Here is a 16,048-nt window from a genome sequence, read left to right as displayed (position 1 = left end):
CCTAAGTGAGCATCAAAGCTGAAGAAATTAGCACTCTCATAAAACAGCAAATTGAAAACTATCAGTCTGAAATAGAAGTTCACGACGTAGGTACGGTTATTCAGGTTGGTGACGGTATCGCACGCGTACACGGCCTTGACAACTGTATGTCAGGTGAGCTTGTTGAATTTTCAAACGGAGTTTTAGGCCTTGCCCAAAACCTTGAAGAATCCAACGTAGGTATCGTTATTTTAGGACCTTTCAAAGACATCCGCGAAGGCGATGAAGTGAAAAGAACGGGCCGGATTATGGAAGTCCCTGTCGGCGAAGAGCTGCTTGGACGCGTCGTCAATCCTCTAGGCCAGCCTGTCGACGGACTCGGTCCGGTGTTAACGAGCAAAACCCGTCCGATTGAAAGTCCGGCTCCGGGGGTTATGGATCGTAAATCCGTACACGAGCCGCTTCAAACGGGAATCAAATCAATCGATGCTTTAATTCCGATCGGCCGCGGCCAGCGTGAGCTGATTATCGGTGACCGTCAAACGGGTAAAACGTCGATTGCGATCGACACAATTCTGAATCAGAAAGACCAGGATATGATTTGTATCTATGTCGCGATCGGTCAGAAAGAATCAACAGTCCGCGGCGTTGTCGAAACGCTTCGCAAACACGGCGCCCTTGACTATACGATCGTTGTGACGGCTTCCGCTTCACAGCCTGCTCCTTTACTGTACCTTGCGCCGTACGCAGGGGTTGCGATGGGAGAGGAATTCATGTACAACGGCAAGCACGTGCTGGTTGTATATGACGACCTTTCAAAACAGGCTACCGCATATCGTGAACTGTCCTTGCTTCTTCGCCGTCCTCCTGGCCGTGAAGCATTCCCTGGAGATGTATTCTATCTTCACTCCCGTTTGCTTGAGCGCGCTGCAAAACTGAGCGACGCCAAAGGCGGAGGATCTTTGACGGCACTTCCGTTCGTTGAAACGCAAGCAGGCGACATTTCGGCGTACATTCCGACAAACGTCATTTCAATCACTGACGGACAAATCTTCCTGCAGTCTGATTTGTTCTTCTCTGGCGTGCGTCCTGCGGTCAACCCGGGATTGTCTGTATCCCGTGTCGGCGGATCCGCGCAAATCAAAGCGATGAAGAAAGTTGCCGGTACGCTGCGTCTTGATTTGGCATCATACCGTGAGCTTGAAGCATTCGCACAATTCGGCTCAGATTTGGATAAAGCGACACAGGCGAAGCTGAATCGCGGAGCCCGTACGGTTGAAGTCCTTAAACAGGATCTGCACAAACCGCTTCGCGTTGAAAAGCAGGTTGCGATTCTTTATGCTCTGACAAGAGGCTTCCTTGACGATGTGCCTGTTGAGGATATCAGACGCTTTGAAGAAGAGCTCTTTATGTATCTTGACCAAAATCATAAAGATCTGCTCGATTCAATCGCGCAGACAGGAAACCTTCCTGCCGATGAGGACATGAAGGGTGCAATCGAAGGCTTTAAACGCACGTTCGCGCCAAGCAACTAAACAAAAAAGAGTGAGAAAAAGGCTATCTTTTTCTCTCTTTTTCACGTCAATGCGAAGGAATTTGAAAACAAAAAGGTGGTGAAACCTTTTGGCCTCATTACGGGATATTAAATCCAGGATTGCTTCAAATAAAAAAATGAGTCAAATTACGAAAGCCCAGGAAATGGTTTCTGCTTCAAAGCTGAACAGGGCTGAAAACAAAGCGAAATCGTTTGTTCCTTATATGGAAAAAATGCAGGAAGTCGTTGCCGATATAGCGATCGGATACACAGGCAGGCACCCGATGATGTCAAGCCGCCCGGTGAAGCGGACCGGATACCTTGTCATCACAGCTGACCGCGGCTTGGCGGGGGCGTTTAACGCAAACGTGCTCCGCAAGGCGTATCAAAGGATTCAGGAACGCCATCAATCCAAAGATGAGTATGCGGTCATCGCTGTCGGAAGAATGGGCCGTGATTTCTTTAAAAAGCGCGGAATTCCTGTCATTTCTGAAATGACAGGGATCAGGGACGAAGTGACGTTTTCAGAAATCAAAGATTTGGCGAACAGCACGGTGCAAATGTTTATTGACGAAACCTTTGATGAACTGTATTTGTTCTACAACCATTTTGTCAGCGCGATTTCCCAGGAGGTAACGGAGAAAAAGCTGCTGCCTTTGACAGATATTGCGCCTAACAAGAAAAAGACGTCATTTGAGTTTGAACCGGATGAAGAAGAGATTCTGGAAGTGCTCCTTCCCCAGTATGCGGAAAGCTTGATTTTTGGCGCGCTTCTTGACAGCAAAGCGAGCGAACATGCTGCGAGAATGACGGCGATGAGAAATGCGACAGACAATGCAAAAGAGATTATCGCCGACCTTGAACTGTCATACAACCGTGCCCGTCAGGCATCGATTACGCAGGAAATTACGGAAATTGTCGGCGGTGCAGCTGCCTTAGAATAGAAAAAGTTTGTCAGGAGGGATAGAGATGAAAAAAGGACGCGTTAGCCAGGTATTGGGACCGGTCGTTGACGTTCGTTTTGAAGACGGTCACTTACCTGAAATATATAATGCGATTAAAATTTCACACAAAGCGCAAAACGAAAACGAAGTAGACGTTGAACTGACGCTTGAAGTAGCGCTGCATCTGGGCGATGATACAGTTCGTACGATTGCGATGGCATCTACGGACGGCGTAACGCGCGGAATGGAAGCCGTCGATCTTGGAGAGCCGATCTCCGTTCCTGTAGGAAGCGCGACGCTTGGACGCGTATTCAACGTGCTTGGAGAGAAAATCGATCTGGATGAGCCGCTCGCGGCTGATACTCCGAAAGATCCGATCCACAGAAAAGCGCCTGAATTTGATCAGCTGTCAACAGAGGTTGAAATTTTAGAGACGGGAATCAAAGTTGTCGACTTGCTTGCTCCGTACATTAAAGGCGGAAAGATCGGCCTGTTCGGCGGTGCGGGTGTTGGTAAAACGGTATTGATTCAGGAGCTTATCAACAACATCGCTCAAGAGCACGGCGGTATCTCAGTGTTTGCAGGCGTTGGAGAGCGTACACGTGAAGGTAATGACCTTTACTATGAAATGAAAGATTCCGGTGTTATCAATAAAACGGCAATGGTTTTCGGCCAGATGAACGAGCCGCCTGGCGCACGGATGCGCGTTGCGCTTACTGGACTCACTATGGCTGAGCATTTCCGTGATAAAGAAGGCCAGGACGTATTGTTCTTTATCGATAATATCTTCCGGTTCACACAAGCAGGATCTGAAGTATCCGCCTTGCTTGGCCGCATGCCTTCAGCAGTTGGTTATCAGCCGACGCTTGCGACCGAAATGGGTCAGCTTCAGGAACGGATCACATCAACTAATGTCGGATCTGTTACGTCGATTCAGGCGATTTACGTCCCTGCGGATGACTACACTGACCCGGCGCCGGCTACGACGTTCGCTCACTTGGATGCGACGACGAACCTTGAGCGTAAGCTGTCGGAAATGGGGATTTATCCTGCGGTTGACCCGCTTGCATCCACTTCCCGTGCGCTTTCGCCTGAAATCGTCGGTGAAGAGCACTATCAAGTGGCGCGCAGCGTTCAGCAAATCCTGCAGCGCTACAAAGAGCTTCAGGATATCATCGCGATGCTCGGAATGGATGAGTTGTCTGATGAAGATAAGCTGGTCGTAAGCCGTGCTCGCCGCGTACAATTCTTCCTGTCGCAAAACTTCCACGTAGCTGAACAGTTCACTGGACAAAAAGGTTCTTACGTACCTGTCAAAGAAACTGTAAAAGGCTTCAAAGAAATCCTTGAAGGCAAGTATGACCACCTTCCTGAGGATGCGTTCCGCCTTGTCGGCCGGATCGAAGAAGTTGTCGAAAAAGCGAAGGAAATGGGTGTAGAAGTCTAAACGGGTCCTAGGAGGGTAAAAGCATGAAGACCTTAAAAGTCAATATCGTTACTCCCGACGGCCCAGTATACGATGCGGACATAGAAATGGTAAGCGTTCGGGCAGAGAGCGGTGAGCTGGGCATTTTGCCCGGCCATATTCCGACGGTTGCTCCGCTAAAAATTGCTGCAGTCCGTCTGAAAAAAGACGGTCAAACTGAGCTGGTTGCCGTCAGCGGGGGAATAGTGGAAGTACGCCCTGATCATGTCACCATTCTGGCACAGACGGCTGAAACATCTGAAGAAATCGACAAAGAACGCGCCTTGGCCGCAAAACGGCGTGCAGAGGAACGTCTGCAAAAACATTCTCCAGATATTGACATCGTTCGGGCTGAGCTTGCTTTAAAACGAGCGATTAATCGACTTGAAGTTGCAAAATAAAGATTTTGATCCTTCCCATTTGCATGGGAAGGATCTTTTATATGTGAAATGTTGAAAAAAGTTCACAAATTGTTCAACTTTTTGATTTGAATCTCTCTATAATCAAAATAGTAAGCTATTTTCTCTTCCTTTTTGGAGAGGGATTATCTTTTCACCTAATCTACTTTCCGCAGTCATTCTTCAAACAGGGGACCTCCCGGATATGGAAAGAAGTTCTATGCACATTAGTATTAACACCAAACATTAAAACTGATAAAATAATTTGCAATGATCAGCGTTTATCCTTATTCCGCATCAGAAGAGAAAACGTAAGGAGGCGTCATCAGTAATGGAAGAGATCGGACAACAGGCTGCTGTCAGTATTTTCGTTCATCTTTTTTTTATTGCATTGACCTGGTGGGCTCTTCTGGCGGTCAACATCGATCCGCTTATCAGGAAGGGAAAAATCCTGCAGGCGAGGCTCTTGATGATTTTGCTCACGATAGCGATCGGCTCAACGGTCAGCAACTTTTTCTTGGATTATCTTTATTATTCCAAACAGCTGCAAAATTTATTTTTATAATTCGCCAATCGGTATTTGAGTATGGACAAATGTGGGATAAAACCGCGGTCAGTCCATCGGCAAATTTGCGGGACTGACCTTGTTTTTCCACGTATGCTTTTCCTTCGATCCGTCAAAAATGGAGAGTAGGAGAGGATGGTGCGTGATGAAAAATAAACAAACGGTTAACGCCCTCATTTTTATTGTGATTTTATTTCTGGCCGTTCACGTATTTAGAACGCTTGATGCCGCGGGGAATACACCGCTTGAGCAGCTTGCCGAAGGGTTGGTCCGCCACGATATTATTCTTGAAGAATGGACGCTGCATACAAAAAAACAGTTTTCGCTTAATGAAAAAGAATTTTTTGAAAAAGTGCAACATTTAAAGAAGCAATATCGACAGTATGAATGGACTTTTACAAGGGAAGACGGCACAGTAAAAGCGACTGGAATGTATGCTGACCCAAAAAATCGCGTCCGCTCAAAAATACATGTGGTCTCTACCCTCAAAAACGAGGAACCTGTTTCGTATATATTATATGAGCAAAAAGGCGCGGGCCTACGGGAAAACTGGAACGATACATATGAGCAGTTTGAACGGGATGCATTCGATATAATGCGAGAAAAGACCGCAGTTTTTACTTGTCTAAAGGGCCATCTAAATGGTATGATGGATGTTGTTTTGCAAAAAAAAGCAAACGAGCTATTGAAAGAATTTAACGCAACGTCAGTTGAGGATTTAATCGAACCAAATTTCGTATCTGTTTCTGCCTTTACTAACGAGTGGAAGGAATCCATCAAAACAAAAAAACATCAAATGAATTTGCAAGTCTCGCTTAGAAACGCGGGAATGGGCGAAAAACTTACCGTCACGGTTGGAACACCAATCGTCACGACTGAATATTAATATAGAGAAATTGGGACGCGGAGGGGAATACCTTGGAAAAAATCATCGTCCGCGGCGGTCGAAAGTTAAACGGCACAGTCAAAGTTGAAGGAGCAAAAAATGCCGTTTTACCAGTAATCGCTGCATCTTTATTAGCCAGTGAAGAAAAAAGCGTAATATGTGATGTGCCTACGCTCTCCGATGTATATACGATTAACGAAGTGTTACGTCATTTAGGCGCAAATGTTCATTTTGAAAATAATACAGTTACAGTTGATGCATCTCGTGCTTTATCAACTGAGGCTCCGTTTGAATATGTTCGGAAAATGCGTGCATCTGTATTGGTAATGGGTCCGCTTCTTGCTCGCACAGGCCATTCTAGAGTGGCACTCCCTGGAGGATGTGCGATCGGATCAAGACCGATTGACCAGCATCTGAAAGGTTTTGAAGCAATGGGGGCTAAGATTAAGGTCGGAAACGGCTTTATTGAAGCAACTGTTGAAGGCCGCCTTCAGGGCGCTAAGATTTACCTTGATTTCCCTAGTGTCGGAGCGACCGAAAACCTGATTATGGCTGCCTCTTTGGCTGAGGGCACGACGACTCTTGAAAACGTTGCGAAAGAGCCTGAAATCGTCGACTTGGCCAATTACATTAATGCAATGGGTGGAAAAATCCGAGGTGCCGGTACGGGCACCATTAAAATTGAAGGTGTTAAAACGCTCCACGGCGCCAAGCACACCATTATCCCTGACCGGATTGAAGCGGGAACTTTCATGGTAGCCGCTGCGATCACGCAAGGGAATGTTCTCGTGCAGGGAGCTGTTCCTGAGCATTTGACATCTTTAATTGCGAAAATGGAAGAAATGGGCGTTCAAATTATCGAAGAAGCAGACGGTCTTCGGATTATCGGTCCGGCAGAATTAAAGCCGATCGATTTAAAGACAATGCCGCATCCGGGCTTCCCGACTGATATGCAGTCGCAGATGATGGCCCTTTTAATGCGTGCAAACGGAACGAGCATGATTACGGAAACCGTATTCGAAAACCGCTTCATGCATGCCGAAGAATTCCGCCGAATGAACGGAGATATTAAAATTGAAGGGCGTTCTGTCATCATTAACGGTCCTGTCCAGCTTCAAGGCGCAGAGGTGGCCGCAACAGACTTGCGTGCAGGTGCGGCTCTGGTTCTTGCCGGTCTTGTTGCTGACGGACATACACGCGTTACAGAGTTAAAGCATTTGGATCGGGGATATGTCAACTTCCATCAAAAACTCGCGAACCTTGGTGCTGATATTGAACGCGTTAATGATGAAGAAGTTCATCTTGAAAATAAAGAAGTTGTATCAGATGTTAATGCATAATATTTTATGAATCAGTATGTCGAGCAGACATACTGATTTTTGTTTTATTGTTCAATCATTCTATATCAATATGTCTCCCATATCTATCATTATGTACCGAAAGCGCGGTTTACATACATATAGAGAGCCAAAAAGTACTGTCATATTAGCTTGTCCCCGCCCATAAAATGAAAGAGACAAAACAGAAATGGGGGCAGCTAATTTGAAACAGCTATTTATTGTACTAGCAGGGATTTGCATGCTGATTTTACTCGTACCAACGCTGCTTGTTCTTCCTTTTCACGGGGAAGCCGGGACGCCAAAGACCGCCAAACACACCGGGATAAAGGAGGAAAAAGAGCCGGCGGCATTAAAAAAGTCTCCCGTTTCGATTCCGGTCTACAGAACGGCTGACCGCCAAGTAGAAGATATCCCGCTTGAAGAGTATGTCATCGGGGTCGTCGCCTCTGAAATGCCGGCTGATTTTGAAATCGAAGCTTTGAAAGCACAAGCGCTTGCAGCACGCACGTACATCGTGAGGCAAATGGTATCAGATCAAGCCGTCCAATCTCCGAAAGGTTCGCTTGTCGATGATACGCAAATGTTTCAGGTGTATAAAAGCAAATCAGAGCTTCGCCGGATTTGGAAGGATGATTATGACTGGAAAATCAAGAAAGTGACACAAGCTGTTGCCAGTACACAAGGAAAAATTTTAACCTATGACCATAAACCGATTGATGCTTCATTCTTTTCGACGAGCAACGGCTACACGGAAAATGCAGGAGCCTATTGGACAAGTGATATCCCTTATCTGAAAAGCGTAAAAAGCGCCTGGGATAAACAATCGCCCAAATTTTTAAATCACAAAACCTTTACGGTCGCTGAATTCGAGACAAAGCTCGGCGTTACGCTCGATGGTTCGGCAAACGTCGGAAATATAACGAAGCGGACTCCGGGAAAGCGCGTGGCAACGGCCGTGATCAACGGAAAGAAGCTGGATGGAAGGGATATTCGCGAAAAGCTTGACCTGAAATCGGCCGATTTTGATTGGAAAAGGAAAGGAAACCAAATCATCATCACGACGAGGGGATTCGGCCACGGCGTCGGAATGAGCCAATATGGGGCTCATTATATGGCGAAGGACGGAAAAAAAGCAGAGGACATCGTCAAATATTATTACAAAGGAACAGCAGTATCCAACGCAGGTGAGTTTTTAAACAAATATACGGCAAAAAAATAGGTTACCAAATGTGTCAACGCAATGACGCTCATCCGCCCGAAATCAGGATACAAATATTTCAAGATTAATGTGCCAGAGGGCTTGCCGAACAGCGTCCAAAGACCGTTAATTCGATGCAGACGAGCGGCGGGCCGGGTGTTAATGACCAATTGAAGCGCTTCATATATGCAAAAGTAAATAACGGTGAAGAGGAGGCATGCCCTATTTATTTCTCCCTGGTGTTCTTCTACGATAATAAGTGTTTAACGACTTAAAAATGAAAGGAGACAGGGGAGAATGAAGAAAAAACTCACAGTAGGTATTCTGACAGCCTTGGTTTTAAGCTTGGGATCGCCTGCTTTTGCGGCGGAAAAGAAGCAGGAGGCAGCTGTTGCAGAAGATGCGCCTAACGTTGCGATCATGCTTGATGCAAGCGGAAGCATGGCGAAAAAAATCGATGGAGTAACGAAGTACGAGCTTGCCAAACAAGAAGCCTTCAACTTCAGCTCCAAGCTTCAGAATACAAATGTACTTATGCGGGTTTTCGGTTCAGAGGGAAACAATAAAAATTCAGGAAAGATCCAATCTTGTAATGCAATCAGAGGTGTATACGGTTTCCAGCCATTTGAGGAACAAAGCTTCCGCAACTCATTGAACGGCATCAAGCCGACAGGCTGGACGCCGATTGCAAACGCGCTGCAGGACGCCAAAAATGCATTTGACCAGCTTGACAATAGCGGGAAAAACGTTGTTTATCTGCTGACAGACGGTGAAGAAACGTGCGGAGGAAATCCTGTCAAAGTAGCGACAGAATTGCGCAAATCAGACCGCGACACGGTTGTCAATGTCATCGGTTTTGACTACGGCAGAGGATATCACGGCCAGCTGACGAGCATTGCAAAAGCTGGAGGCGGCGAATATTTCGAGGCTAAAACGAAAAACGACATTAAAAAAATCTTTACTCAGGAAGCCGTCAAGCTTTCAAAATAATGATTGAAGGCCCGCGGAGATAGCCGCGGGCTTTTTTTGTGCGTATGACATTACAAATGTTAAGTTCCTGTGTCAGAACCTTGAACACCTCTCCATCCTTAGGCGGTGTTATCGGCTGTCTCTGCACTTTTTTGGGAGGATCATGGCTTTTTTAGCAGACTTTATTGGTAGGACTTAAGTGAAATTGTCGTTCGAAACGAGTAAGAATTTTGAAAATCAAGCGATTTCAAAAAGGATTTACGGCCTATTTATTTCTGTCAGACCTTCTTTTACGATGTTTGTGAACTTGTTCCCGGGGGGACAAGCTCTTGAAAACCAATTGAAGAGAGGAATGTGAAAGGATGAAAAAAGGACTCGCTTTATTGTCCACGTTCGCGATTGCTTTGTCTTTGGCACCGTCGGCTTTTGCGGCTGAAGGCGGAAATGCTGCGGACAGCAGCAAAAAAGACGTACAAAACGTCGCGATTGTACTCGATGCAAGCGGAAGCATGGCAAGAAAAATCGATGGGGAAAAGAAATTCGACATCGCCAAAGATTCTGTCAACGATTTCGCTGATTTGCTTTCAGACGATGCGAATGTCATGCTGAATGTGTTCGGACATAAAGGTAACAACAAATTATCAGGAAAAGCAGAATCATGCGGAACGACAGAAACGCTTTTTGATTTGCAGCCGTTTTCGACAGACGGATTCCAAACGGCATTAAGCGGAATCAAGCCTACAGGCTGGTCTCCGATTGCAAAATCTCTTTATGATGTAAAAGATCAACTGTCTGATAAAGACGGGAAAAATTACGTCTACATCGTGACAGACGGTGAGGAAACGTGCGGAGGAGACCCTGTTCAAGCAGCAAAAGACCTGCGCAAATCCAATATCAAAACGATCGTCAATATCGTTGGTTTTGATGTGCAAACGGCAAATGAAAAAACGAAGCTGCAAAATGTAGCAGAAGCAGGCGGAGGCAAATTGATTGAAGCCGATTCAGCGGCAGAATTTAAACAAGTATGGAAAGAAGAAGGCGAAAAACTGTCTGACTAATCCATATGGGAAAGGGGCGGCATCCGGAGGCCGCCTCTTTTGATATGATCCTAATATTATTCTATCGTCATCTCAAGTTCTTCAATGCGTTTTTCAACGTAGCGCTGATCTTTTCTTGAATGAAAGGTTTCCGCTTTTTCAATAATGACCTCTGTGTTGTACTCGGGAATTTTGGCATGGCTTTCATACATGCCTTTAGGAATCAGCACATTACCCTCAGGCCAGTAGACGGCGGCGTTTCCCTGCTTCACATCCGCAAATTTGGCACGTCCCTGAAAGGTTCCGAAACGGTTGAACAGGACGATCGCTTCGCCGTTTTTTATATCAAGCGCTTCAGCGTCTTTCGGGTTAATTATGACGTCATAGCGGTCCGCATCATTAAACGGATCTTTTTTGCTGTAAATCATGGAGTTAAACTGTTTTCCGCGCCTTGTTGTTACATAGAAGCGTCCTTCCGTCTGCCTGTTTTCAGGAAGGTCAACAGGGATCAGATTTCCCTTTCCGTCGGCTGTCGGACATATGCCGCCCTCGCAAAGCCAGGCGCCTCCCCATTGAAAGACGTCCCCGCGCTTTTTCAAATGCTGAATCCCGTCATAGTTCCGGTTGGCAACGGCAATTTCCCGGCGGATTTCCGCAGCGTTTTTGAAATCGACCAGCTCTTTGTCTTCCGGCCGGACGCGTTTGGCGAGATCGATATAGATGTCCCATTCTGAACGGGATTCACCGATTCGCGGCCCTTTAATTTCCGGGCTGAAGTAGACCATCCGCTCTGTGCTCGTCGAAGTCCCGCCGCCGGGCTGTTCATATCTCGTCATCGCCGGCAGCACGATGACTTCTTCTTTTGCATCAAGAAGCGTCGATGTGTTCAATATAATATCCTGATGAACCCTGAGTTCGGCCTCCTGAAGGGCTTTTTCGATAAAAGCGGGATCAGGCATCGTTTCCAGAAAGTTGCCGCCGCTCGTGTAAAACACTTTTGCTTTTTTCGGATGATCGTCGGGAAGAAGCATATTTTCGATTGTCTGACCGATTGTGTCTCCCTGCCACCCCGGAATCCGAAAGCCCCAAATCTTCTCAATCCGCGCCCTATGTTCTTCATCGAAATCACCGCCGGGCAATGCGAACGGGTCTGCTCCCATTTCGCCTGAACCCTGAACGCCGCTGTGACCCCTGATCGGCATGACGCCGCAATGTTGTCTCCCGATAAAGCCTTGCAGGAGGGCGAGGTTTGCCACCTGTGAGATGTTGTCGGTCGCAAACCGGTGCTGGGTGAGCCCCATGCTCCAGACGAAAACGCCTGTATTCGCACGGGCGAGCAATAGGGCAAATTCTTTCATTCTCTCCTTTGACAAACCGGATGACGCTTCAAGCGCATTCCATGTCAGCTTTGATATATGCCGTTTTAGCTCTGTAAAGCCGTTTGTGTGCGTTTTGACAAAGGTCCGGTCGATCGCTGAACCAGGTGCATGCTCCTCCATGTCAAACCAGTGCTTCATCACGCCGTTTATGAAGGCGATGTCCCCGCCGATATTGACTTGATACACATCATCGACGATCTTCGTTCCGAAAAGAGCGCTTTCAGGTATTGACGGAATCCAGTAGTTTTCCATGGCGGGTTCTCTGTATGGATTGATCATGATGATTTTTGTCCCCGCTTTTTTGGCGGCGTACATATATTTGGTGGAAACGGGCTGATTGTTGGCGGCGACAGACCCCCAGAAGACGAGGACGTCCGTGCCGATCCAGTCCCGGTAGCTGCAGCTGGAAGCGCCGATTCCGAGCGAGCGTTTTAAAGCCGTTTTGCTCGGCGAATGGCAGATCCTTGATGCATTGTCAATGTTGTTTGTGCCGAGAAAGCGGGCCGCCTTTGCCGCCGTGTAATAGACTTCATTGGTAATGCCGCGGGCGGTCAGATAAAATGCTAGCTGTCTGCCGTCAATCGATCTGATCTTGCCGGCGATCCGGCCGAGCGCCTCGTCCCACGATATTCTCGAGAAAGTTCTTTCGCCTTTTTTTCTGGACAACGGATAGGGGATGCGGCCCAATTTTCTAAGACATGAGCTGTCCAGCTCCCTCAGCTTCCCGATGTCGGCAAACAGCCATTTATCTTCTATCGCAGGCATTGTGTTTAAGCGGAGGACGTTCAGTCTTGTCGTGCATAAATGAGGGCCTGTAAGCGTCTGATCGCGCAGACCGGATACCCCGAGCGCACATCCGTCGCATACGCCTTGCGTCAAAATTCTGTAGGCGTACGGGAGGCTGTCTTTATTATCCCAGGCGGCTTTCATCGTATCTCTGATATGTTTTGGCTTTACCTTTCCAAGCCCCATCGGTGCTAGAGAGGCCCACAGTTTAGGCGCCGGCCGTTTGTCTAATTTCATCGGTCCTTCATGCTTTGTTTCTCCCATTTTCCCACTCCTTTCATCCCTTAACCGAATCGGAAAAACGAATGTCCGCTTTGTTTCTCAATTGTTTCATGTCGACCCTGATGAAAATCGATAGGCACAGTCCGATTCCGAAAAGCACGGTAAAAACCGCCAAGCTCTGTGAGTAACTTCCAGTCACATCGCGGATCCATGAGGAAAACATCGGTCCGGCGAGGCCGGCTGCAGCCCAAGCGGTCAGTATGTAACCGTGAATCGCACCGAGCTGCTTTGTCCCGAACAAATCGCCGATGTAGGCCGGAATCGCGGCAAATCCCCCTCCATAACATGTATAGATCAGCGCCATGAAAATAGAAAACATGATGTGTTCTGTCATAAACGGCAGCAGCGGAAAAGCTATGAGCTGGGCGGCAAAAAAGGCGGTATACGTATTCGGACGTCCGATATAGTCCGATATGGAGGCCCAGCCGATGCGTCCCAAACCGTTGAACGCCCCTAAAATTCCGACAAGCGCAGCTGCTCCGGCGGCCGACATTCCCGCGCTTTCCTGGGCCAGCGGGGAAGCGATTGAGATGATGGCAATTCCGCATGTGACATTAATAAAGAGCATCATCCATAAATAATAGAACCGTCTTGTTTTCACCGCCTCATTTGCGGTAAGCTGTGATAAATCCGTACTGCGGGGTCTTTTGCTTTTTTTAGAAGAAAGTCCTTTCGGCTGCCAGTCTGTTTCAGGCGGGGACAAATAAAGAGAAGAACACAGCATGATCAAAAAATAGCAGATGCCGAGGATAAAGAAGGTATTCGCAATGCCGGCAGTAACGATCAGAGCCTGCATCACCGGACCGCTGATCAAGGCTGCAAAACCGAATCCCATAATTGCAAGCCCTGTAGCGAGGCCGCGGCGGTCGGGAAACCATTTGACAAGCGAGGATACAGGCGTGATATAGCCGACGCCGAGCCCGATGCCGCCGAAGACGCCGTAAAACAAATAAAACATCGGCAGGGATCCGAGCTGGACGGCAACCCCTGAGAACGCCACACCGGCTCCGAAGAAAAAGGCGGCAAGCATTCCGGCTTTTCTCGGGCCGTGTTTTTCGACGAAGTGTCCTAAAAAAGCGGCCGACAAACCGAGAAACAAAATCGCGATGCTGAACGTCAGGCTGATCTGGCTCAGGCTCCAGCCGAACCGTTCTGCAAGCGGATTCGTAAAAACGCTCCATGCGTATACCGACCCGATTGACAAGTGAATGCCGACTGCGCATAAAGCAATGATCCATCTGTTTTTCACTTTTTTCATTTCGATTCCTCCTAAAGGGGAAATGAAAACCGCTATATAGAGGCAGGTGCAGGTCATTAATGATAGCGCTTTCAAAAGATAGTATCATATTTTCAAGCTATCAACAAGATGAAACTCCCAAATTTAGTCTTTGAAGGTTGTGAAACATGACGATATGCGAGTATAGTAATAGGAGAAAGGGGAGGGATTTACCAATGGGAAAAAACATCACAGCAATCCGCAGTATTTTCCGTTATGATAATGGAGAACTGACAAAAGAAGAGGATCAAATGGCGACAGAATATCCCCTGACTGTGATGGTCAACGGCGAAGAATTCGTCACGCTTGTATGCTCGCCGGACCACCTGGAAGAACTTGTGATCGGATTTCTCGCCTCTGAAGGGGTCATCCGATTTAAAAAAGAGATTAAAAGGTTTACAATAGATGAAAGTCTTGGTTTCGCATATGTTGATCTTGTCAGTTCACAAAAGCTCCGGCTTCAGGATTACACAAAACGCGTCATCGGTTCCTGCTGCGGCAAAGGCCGGCATTTTTATTTTCAGCAGGATGTCAAAACGGCTAAAACGGCTCTTCAAGTCGTGAAGATCAAGCCTGAGAACTGTTTGGCCCTTATGCGGGAAATGCAGGAAAACAGCAGGCTTTTTCAGCATACGGGAGGCGTCCACAATGCCGCTTTGTGCAGCGACGACAAGGTGATGGTGACGCGGTCTGACATCGGAAGGCACAATGCGCTGGATAAATTGTACGGATACTGTTTGCTTCATCAAATTCCGGTGCATGACAAACTGATCGTATTCAGTGGCAGAATTTCCTCTGAAGTGCTGCTGAAGGCCGCGAAAATCGGCGTCTCCGCGGTGATTTCCAAATCGGCTCCGACAGAACTTGCGATCCAGATGGCGGAGGACTTGAATATTATGACGATTGGATTTGCGAGAAACCGGTCGTTTAACGTATACACCCATCACGAACGATTACAGCTATCATAAAGGAGGCAACGCGCATGACCGCACACACAGAACAAGTATTGGATCAAAAAGGCCGGCCGCTTCGGGATTTGCGAATCTCCGTTACCGACCGCTGCAATTTACGGTGCACATATTGCATGCCTGCCGAGATTTTTGGACCGGATTATCCGTTTTTGCCGAAGGGAGAGCTGCTTTCATTTGAGGAGCTTGAACGTTTGGCGAGTCTTTTCGTCAAGGCATTCGGGGTTGAAAAAATCCGCCTCACGGGCGGAGAGCCGCTGATGAGAAAGGATATGCCCGATTTGGTCGAAAAACTGGCACGGATTCCGGGGCTGCGCGACATTGCGATGACGACGAACGGCGTGCTGCTCCCGGTTTACGCGGAAAAGCTCAAAAAAGCCGGATTAAAGCGGGTGACGATCAGCCTCGATTCTCTTGAAGATGCCCGTTTTAAGGCGATCAACGGAAGAGGCATCCCGGTCAGCAAGGTGCTTGATGGTATCGAAGCGGCGAAGCAGGCCGGACTCGGCATTAAAATCAACATGGTCGTCCAGAAAGGGGTCAATGAAAAAGACATTTTGCCAATGGCCCGTTATTTTAAAGAAAAAGGCCATATTTTGCGGTTTATCGAGTTTATGGATGTCGGCAATTCAAACGAATGGAAGCTGAACGCCGTTGTCACGAAAGCCGATATCATCAGTCTTCTCAATGAGGAAATGCCGATTGAACCGGTCGATCCCAACTATAAAGGGGAAGTGGCAGAGAGGTACCGCTACCTTGATGGTTCGGGGGAGGTCGGCTTTATTTCTTCCGTATCAGACGCTTTTTGCAGCACCTGCAACAGAGCGAGGCTATCGGCAAAAGGAGAGCTTTTTACATGCCTTTTTGCTTCAAGCGGCTTCGATCTCAGATCGCTTGTCAGAAGCGGCCGGTCCGACCAAGAACTCGCGGGCGCGATCAGCTCAGTCTGGAGAAACCGGACCGACCAGTATTCGCTTGACAGGGCGCTATCAAAGGCCGCACCGAGGAAAAAAGTTGAAATGTCTTATATCGGCGGGTAGAC

General features: G+C 47.6%; 14 protein-coding genes. 12 read left to right on the top strand and 2 right to left on the bottom strand.

Going from position 1 to position 16,048, the window contains the following annotated elements; all coding sequences use genetic code 11:
• Positions 1-5: 5 nt before the first annotated feature.
• The 10 genes from atpA (at position 6) to MHB78_RS22100 (ending at position 10,336) form a co-directional block, all read left to right on the top strand.
• The gene (gene atpA, locus MHB78_RS22145) at positions 6-1,514 is read left to right on the top strand and encodes a F0F1 ATP synthase subunit alpha (RefSeq protein WP_046130313.1); all 1,509 of its coding nucleotides are present in this window, start codon (positions 6-8) and stop codon (positions 1,512-1,514) included.
• Between the two features lie 88 nt (positions 1,515-1,602).
• The gene (gene atpG, locus MHB78_RS22140) at positions 1,603-2,457 is read left to right on the top strand and encodes an ATP synthase F1 subunit gamma (protein ID WP_046130314.1); all 855 of its coding nucleotides are present in this window, start codon (positions 1,603-1,605) and stop codon (positions 2,455-2,457) included.
• A 25-nt stretch (positions 2,458-2,482) separates the two neighbouring features.
• Complete coding sequence (gene atpD / locus MHB78_RS22135; protein ID WP_046130315.1) at positions 2,483-3,904, top strand: F0F1 ATP synthase subunit beta; 1,422 nt, start codon at positions 2,483-2,485, stop codon at positions 3,902-3,904.
• 23 nt (positions 3,905-3,927) lie between these two features.
• Entirely contained in the window at positions 3,928-4,323 is a 396-nt protein-coding gene (locus tag MHB78_RS22130; RefSeq protein ID WP_046130316.1) for a F0F1 ATP synthase subunit epsilon, read from the top strand.
• A gap of 328 nt (positions 4,324-4,651) precedes the next feature.
• Positions 4,652-4,885, top strand: coding sequence for a DUF1146 family protein (locus MHB78_RS22125; RefSeq protein ID WP_046130317.1), 234 nt, complete (start codon positions 4,652-4,654; stop codon positions 4,883-4,885).
• 145 nt (positions 4,886-5,030) lie between these two features.
• Complete coding sequence (locus MHB78_RS22120) at positions 5,031-5,771, top strand: YwmB family TATA-box binding protein (RefSeq protein ID WP_046130356.1); 741 nt, start codon at positions 5,031-5,033, stop codon at positions 5,769-5,771.
• A 32-nt stretch (positions 5,772-5,803) separates the two neighbouring features.
• Complete coding sequence (murA, locus tag MHB78_RS22115) at positions 5,804-7,111, top strand: UDP-N-acetylglucosamine 1-carboxyvinyltransferase (protein ID WP_046130318.1); 1,308 nt, start codon at positions 5,804-5,806, stop codon at positions 7,109-7,111.
• 202 nt (positions 7,112-7,313) lie between these two features.
• Positions 7,314-8,330 (top strand): stage II sporulation protein D, encoded by a 1,017-nt coding sequence (gene spoIID, locus MHB78_RS22110; protein ID WP_046130319.1) that lies wholly within the window; start codon positions 7,314-7,316, stop codon positions 8,328-8,330.
• Positions 8,331-8,606: 276 nt separating this feature from the next.
• Positions 8,607-9,299, top strand: a complete 693-nt coding sequence (locus tag MHB78_RS22105; RefSeq protein WP_046130320.1) for a VWA domain-containing protein — start codon at positions 8,607-8,609, stop codon at positions 9,297-9,299.
• A gap of 341 nt (positions 9,300-9,640) precedes the next feature.
• A complete protein-coding gene (locus MHB78_RS22100; protein WP_046130321.1) occupies positions 9,641-10,336 on the top strand; it encodes a VWA domain-containing protein in 696 nt (231 codons plus the stop codon).
• Positions 10,337-10,392: 56 nt separating this feature from the next.
• On the opposite strand, the gene MHB78_RS22095 is transcribed toward MHB78_RS22100, so the two are convergent.
• Positions 10,393-12,744: an FdhF/YdeP family oxidoreductase gene (locus MHB78_RS22095; RefSeq protein ID WP_046130322.1), complete on the bottom strand. Its 2,352-nt coding sequence runs from the start codon at positions 12,742-12,744 to the stop codon at positions 10,393-10,395.
• A 13-nt stretch (positions 12,745-12,757) separates the two neighbouring features.
• Entirely contained in the window at positions 12,758-14,020 is a 1,263-nt protein-coding gene (locus tag MHB78_RS22090) for an OFA family MFS transporter (protein WP_046130323.1), read from the bottom strand.
• Positions 14,021-14,214: 194 nt separating this feature from the next.
• Here MHB78_RS22090 and fdhD point away from each other — a divergent pair, with 194 nt between their 5' ends.
• Positions 14,215-15,006 (top strand): formate dehydrogenase accessory sulfurtransferase FdhD, encoded by a 792-nt coding sequence (fdhD, locus tag MHB78_RS22085; protein WP_046130324.1) that lies wholly within the window; start codon positions 14,215-14,217, stop codon positions 15,004-15,006.
• Positions 15,007-15,020: 14 nt separating this feature from the next.
• On the top strand, positions 15,021-16,046 hold the full coding sequence (gene moaA, locus MHB78_RS22080; protein WP_046130325.1) for a GTP 3',8-cyclase MoaA: 1,026 nt from the start codon (positions 15,021-15,023) through the stop codon (positions 16,044-16,046).
• Positions 16,047-16,048 lie beyond the last annotated feature (2 nt).

Origin of the sequence: Bacillus sp. FSL K6-0138 (assembly GCF_037982765.1) — a bacterium.
In the GTDB taxonomy this organism is placed as follows: Bacteria; Bacillota; Bacilli; order Bacillales; family Bacillaceae; genus Bacillus; species Bacillus glycinifermentans.
This window is presented reverse-complemented; position numbering and strand designations above follow the sequence as displayed.

Coding starts and splice junctions, on each gene's coding strand:
- atpD (WP_046130315.1), top strand. CDS start 2,483: ATGAAAAAAGGACGCGTTAGCCAGGTATTGGGACCGGTCGTTGACGTT.
- MHB78_RS22130 (WP_046130316.1), top strand. CDS start 3,928: ATGAAGACCTTAAAAGTCAATATCGTTACTCCCGACGGCCCAGTATAC.
- MHB78_RS22125 (WP_046130317.1), top strand. CDS start 4,652: ATGGAAGAGATCGGACAACAGGCTGCTGTCAGTATTTTCGTTCATCTT.
- MHB78_RS22120 (WP_046130356.1), top strand. CDS start 5,031: ATGAAAAATAAACAAACGGTTAACGCCCTCATTTTTATTGTGATTTTA.
- MHB78_RS22105 (WP_046130320.1), top strand. CDS start 8,607: ATGAAGAAAAAACTCACAGTAGGTATTCTGACAGCCTTGGTTTTAAGC.
- MHB78_RS22100 (WP_046130321.1), top strand. CDS start 9,641: ATGAAAAAAGGACTCGCTTTATTGTCCACGTTCGCGATTGCTTTGTCT.
- MHB78_RS22095 (WP_046130322.1), bottom strand. CDS start 12,744: ATGGGAGAAACAAAGCATGAAGGACCGATGAAATTAGACAAACGGCCG.
- MHB78_RS22090 (WP_046130323.1), bottom strand. CDS start 14,020: ATGAAAAAAGTGAAAAACAGATGGATCATTGCTTTATGCGCAGTCGGC.
- fdhD (WP_046130324.1), top strand. CDS start 14,215: ATGGGAAAAAACATCACAGCAATCCGCAGTATTTTCCGTTATGATAAT.
- moaA (WP_046130325.1), top strand. CDS start 15,021: ATGACCGCACACACAGAACAAGTATTGGATCAAAAAGGCCGGCCGCTT.